We start from the raw sequence: 4136 nt of genomic DNA on the forward strand, positions 1-4136 counted from the left end.
GCCTTACCTCTGCTTCCCTTCGCCCCGATACCCCTGCGCCACCACATACATCTCCGCGCTGTCCTTGCGGCTGGCGGGCGGCTTGGCGTGGCGCACGGTGGCGTAGTCGCGCTTCAGCCGGTTCAGCATCTCGCGCTCGGTGCCGCCCTGGAACACCTTGGCGATGAAGGCGCCGCCCGGCACCAGCACCTTGTCGGCGAAGTCCAGCGCCAGCTCGACCAGACCCAGGATGCGCAGATGGTCGGTGGCGTTGTGGCCGGTGGTGTTGGGCGCCATGTCGGACATGACCAGATCCGCCGGCCCGTCCAGCGCATCGAGCACCGCCTGTTCCACCGCCTCGTCCTGGAAATCGCCCTGCAGCAGCGTGGCGCCGGCGATCACGTCCATCGGCAGCAGGTCGAGCCCCACCACCTTGCCGCGATCGCCCGCGCGCTGCACCGCCACCTGGGTCCAGCCGCCCGGCGCGGCGCCGAGATCGACGATGCGCTGGCCGGGCTTCAGCAGCTTGTACTTCTCATCCAGCTCGATGAGCTTGAAGGCGGCGCGGGAGCGCCAGCCGGCGGCCTTGGCGGCGCGCACATAGGGGTCGTTCAGCTGCCGCTCCAGCCAGCGCTGGCTGGCGGTGGTGCGGCCCTTGGCGGTGCGGAGACGGGTGGTCAGGCCGCGCCCGGCCTCGGTCGGCGATTTCATGACGGCAATCAGGTCCTGGCAAAAAGGCGGGGCGTCGGGCGCCCTCAGGGTGCGGGCTGCGCCGCGCCCCGGAAGGAGGAGGCGGACCGGCGCGGCGGCGCGCGGTCCTGGCGCATCATGCGCAATAGCATCCCCTCGCGCAGGCCGCGATCCGCGACCGTCACGCAGCTGGAGGGCCAGACGCGCCGGATGGCGGCATAGATGGCGCAGCCGGGCAGCACGAAATCCGCCCGCTCCGGCCCGATGCAGGGATGCGCGCGCAGCCCCTCCCGCCCCATGGCGAACAGGTCCTGCAGCGCCTCGTCCGCTTCCTCGCAGGAGAGGACGCGGCCATCGATCAGCGGGCGGGAATAGCGCGGCAGCGACAGCGCGACGCCGGCCAGGGTGGTGACGGTGCCGCTGGTGCCCATCAGCCGCACGCCGCCGGCGCGCATCTCGCGGCCGATGCTGTGGACGCGGTCGAACTCGGCCAGCTGGTCCTCGACCTCCTCGACCACGCGGCGGAAGCCCTCGGGCGTGTAGCAGCCCTGGCCCATGCGCTCGGCCAGGGTGACGACACCGAAGGGCAGCGAGACATAGCCGATCAGCTCGGCCCGGCCATCGGCGCAGCCCTGGCCGCCGCGGATCCAGGCGATCTCGGTGCTGCCGCCGCCGATATCGAACAGCAGCCCGCGCCGGTCCTGGGCGCGCAGCAGGGGGGCGCAGGATTCCATGGCCAGCTCCGCCTCCTCCCGCGCCGAGATGATGCGGATGGGCAGGCCGGTGGCGTTCTGCGCCTGGGCGACGAAGGCGGCGCCATTGGCGGCGCGGCGGCAGGCCTCGGTGGTCACGGCGAGCAGCCGGCGCAGCGGCCGGCGCAGCAGCTTCTGCGCGCAGGCCTGCAGCGCCACCAGGGCGCGCTGCATCGCGTCCTCGGACAGGCGGCCATCGCGCTCCAGCCCCTCGCCCAGGCGGACGACGCGGCTGTAGCTGTCGAGCACGCGGAAGGCGCCGCCGGGCGTCGGCGTGCCGACCAGCAGGCGACAATTGTTGGTGCCGAGATCGATCGCCGCGAACGCACCGCCAGCTCCCCCGGCACAGGAGGACGTTCTGGAGGCGACGGCAGGGGTTATGAACATCTCTGGCATGGTGTTTTGGCCCTCTTCCGATCCGCCTGGGCAGAGGCGGGCGGGGAGGTGTTCCTTATGATCCGGCCTGGGCCGGGCGGGGGCAAGCGATTTTACGCCGCGCTGCGAAACGATGGCGGCACCCCCTTGCATCGCTTCCGGGGCTTCGCTATATGACCGCCCACGCCGTTGGGGAATAGTTTAACGGTAGAACTCCCGACTCTGACTCGGGCAGTCTTGGTTCGAATCCAGGTTCCCCAGCCACCTTCCTGAAAATCTGTGAAGTATATGGATCGGCCGAAGCCGGGGACAAGTTGTCCCGGTTCATGCGGCGCCGGTCCTGTATTCATGTCCACGGCCTGGGCGGGCCATCCGCTGCTTCGCGGCCGTGATGTGCGCCCGCTGCGCCGGCACCGGCCCGGAATGCCGGTGGGGCGCCCCAGGCCCTGCCCGAGACGCCCTGCCCTGCTGGTGGACCGCCGGCGGCGCCACCCGCCCTTTTCAGCGCGCCGCAGCCCGCCGCCCCGGTCCGGCGGAGGGCAGCAGGCCGGTTCCTAGCCCTGCCGTGCCGCGCGGGCGGCCCCGACCAGCCCGACCAGCCAGTCCTGGTGGCCGTTGATCATCGGGTTCGGGCGGGCCTGGGCCAGCTCCCGGGCCGGCGCGCCATTCTGCGTCTCCTGCGTCAGCACGCGCACCCGGCCGCCGGGCAGGTCCTCCAGCAGCCAGGCATGGTGGACATCGAGGCGCGCGGCGCCCTCCCCGGCCCAGCCATGCCAGGCGAGGCGGGCGGGCTGGCCCGCCACGGGCGGCACATATTCCACCACCTGCGCCTCCACCGGGAAGCCGAAGGTGCGGAAGAAGAAGCGGCGCCCCGGCGCCAGCGTCTCGCCCTCCCCGTCATGGAAGCGGATGTCGGCGGCATTGGGGTAATAGCCCGGCCAGCGCCCGGGGATGGCCAGGAAGGGCCACAGCCCGGCCGTGTCCAGGCCTTTCACGATGACCTCGTTGGAGGCGAAATTGTCGGCCTCGCCGGGGAGATAGCCTTCCGGCCAATGGATCGCGTGCATGCGGGTGCGGCTCCGTGGAGGGAGGGGGCGCCGCGCGGCGGGGCGCCCCTCGGGAGCCAGCGATATCACCCGGCGGCAGATATCGCTCCAATCGCGGCTTGGTATAAATGTCATCATGTCCCGCGATATCAGAAGCCTCGACCTCAACCTGCTGAAGGCGCTGGACGCGCTGCTGGAGGAGCGCAGCGTCACCCGCGCGGCGGCACGGCTCGGCCTGACCCAGCCGGCGGTCAGCGGCATGCTGACCCGGCTGCGCGAGGCCTTCGGCGATCCGCTCTTCATCCGCACCCAGCGCGGCATCGTGCCGACGCCGCGCGCGCAGGCGCTGGCCGTGCCGCTGCGCCAGGCGCTGTCCGGCATCGAGACCCTGCTGCGGCCGGAAGCCTTCGACCCGGCGCGGGCCGATTTCACCCTGGGCATCGCGGCGACCGACTACGCGCTGCGCGCCATCCTGGTGCCGTTCGTGGCGGCGCTGCGCATCCGCGCGCCGGGGCTGCGCGTCGCGGTCCTGCCGGTGCAGGCGGCGCGCCTGCCGGAGCAGCTGGAGCGGGGCGAGCTGCACCTCGCCCTGGTGACGCCGGAGAGCCTGCCGCCCGGGCTGCGCGTCCGCCGCCTGTTCGAGGAACGCTATGTCTGCGCCCTGCGCGCCGGCCATCCGGCCGCCGCCGCGCCGCTCGACCTCGACCGCTTCTGCGCGCTGGACCACGCCCTGGTCTCGCTCAGCGGCGGCGGCTTCGAGGGCGCCACGGATGCGGCGCTGGCGCGGCTCGGGCGGGCGCGGCGGGTCGCGCTGTCGGTGACCAGCTTCCTGGCGCTGGTCGAGATCCTGCGCGAGAGCGACCTGGTGGCCCTGCTGCCGGCGCGGCTGGTGGCGGGCCAGGCGGGGCTGGCGCTGCGCCCGCCGCCGCTGGAGGTCCCGGGCTTCACCAAGCTGGCCGCCTGGCATGAGCGCACGCAGCGCGACCCCGGCCATCGCTGGGCGCGCGCCCTGCTGGCGGAGGTCTGCGCCGGGCTTGGCTGAGGGCGGCGCGGGGGCGGCGGGCGGGCCGGCGAAAAAAATCGCGCGGCGGGCTGTCCCTGCCGGCGGCTCATCCGTCTGCACAGGGAAGCGCCATGGCCGCAGGGCCGGCGCCCTCGCCGACCCGCCTCTTTCCTCCCCGCAAGGAGCATCCCATGCCGCGTTCCGATCTGCCGCCCCGGCCCCGCCTCCCCGGCCTGCTGCTGGCGGGGCTGGTGACGCTGGGCGGCGGCGCCGCGCTGGCCCAGGCGCCAG

Annotated in this window: 4 protein-coding genes and 1 tRNA gene; 2 read left to right on the forward strand and 3 right to left on the reverse strand. The window is 73.2% G+C overall.

Annotation, left to right across the window (positions count from 1 at the left end):
- Positions 1 to 3 precede the first annotated feature (3 nt).
- Together HMPREF0731_RS13100 and HMPREF0731_RS13105 are read right to left on the reverse strand one after the other, a co-directional pair.
- A complete protein-coding gene (locus HMPREF0731_RS13100; protein WP_007004630.1) occupies positions 4 to 690 on the reverse strand; it encodes an RlmE family RNA methyltransferase in 687 nt (228 codons plus the stop codon).
- Positions 691 to 734: 44 nt separating this feature from the next.
- Positions 735 to 1808 (reverse strand): Ppx/GppA phosphatase family protein, encoded by a 1074-nt coding sequence (locus tag HMPREF0731_RS13105; protein WP_211207932.1) that lies wholly within the window; start codon positions 1806 to 1808, stop codon positions 735 to 737.
- 178 nt (positions 1809 to 1986) lie between these two features.
- Here HMPREF0731_RS13105 and HMPREF0731_RS13110 point away from each other — a divergent pair.
- Positions 1987 to 2060: transfer RNA gene (locus HMPREF0731_RS13110), tRNA-Gln, on the forward strand.
- 290 nt (positions 2061 to 2350) lie between these two features.
- Here HMPREF0731_RS13110 and HMPREF0731_RS13115 read toward each other — a convergent pair.
- Positions 2351 to 2863, reverse strand: coding sequence for an SRPBCC family protein (locus HMPREF0731_RS13115; RefSeq protein ID WP_007004632.1), 513 nt, complete (start codon positions 2861 to 2863; stop codon positions 2351 to 2353).
- Positions 2864 to 2978: 115 nt separating this feature from the next.
- Here HMPREF0731_RS13115 and HMPREF0731_RS13120 point away from each other — a divergent pair, with 115 nt between their 5' ends.
- Positions 2979 to 3884 carry a LysR family transcriptional regulator gene (locus tag HMPREF0731_RS13120; RefSeq protein WP_007004633.1) on the forward strand — a complete coding sequence of 302 codons (906 nt, stop codon included), beginning with the start codon at positions 2979 to 2981 and terminating at the stop codon, positions 3882 to 3884.
- The last annotated feature ends 252 nt before the right edge of the window (positions 3885 to 4136 follow it).

The organism is Pseudoroseomonas cervicalis ATCC 49957 (genome assembly GCF_000164635.1).
Lineage (GTDB): Bacteria > Pseudomonadota > Alphaproteobacteria > Acetobacterales > Acetobacteraceae > Pseudoroseomonas > Pseudoroseomonas cervicalis.

Bases quoted from the DNA above. Each gene is read 5' to 3' on its own strand.
- HMPREF0731_RS13100 (WP_007004630.1), bottom strand. From the start codon at position 690: ATGAAATCGCCGACCGAGGCCGGGCGCGGCCTGACCACCCGTCTCCGC.
- HMPREF0731_RS13105 (WP_211207932.1), bottom strand. From the start codon at position 1,808: ATGTTCATAACCCCTGCCGTCGCCTCCAGAACGTCCTCCTGTGCCGGG.
- HMPREF0731_RS13115 (WP_007004632.1), bottom strand. From the start codon at position 2,863: ATGCACGCGATCCATTGGCCGGAAGGCTATCTCCCCGGCGAGGCCGAC.
- HMPREF0731_RS13120 (WP_007004633.1), top strand. From the start codon at position 2,979: ATGTCCCGCGATATCAGAAGCCTCGACCTCAACCTGCTGAAGGCGCTG.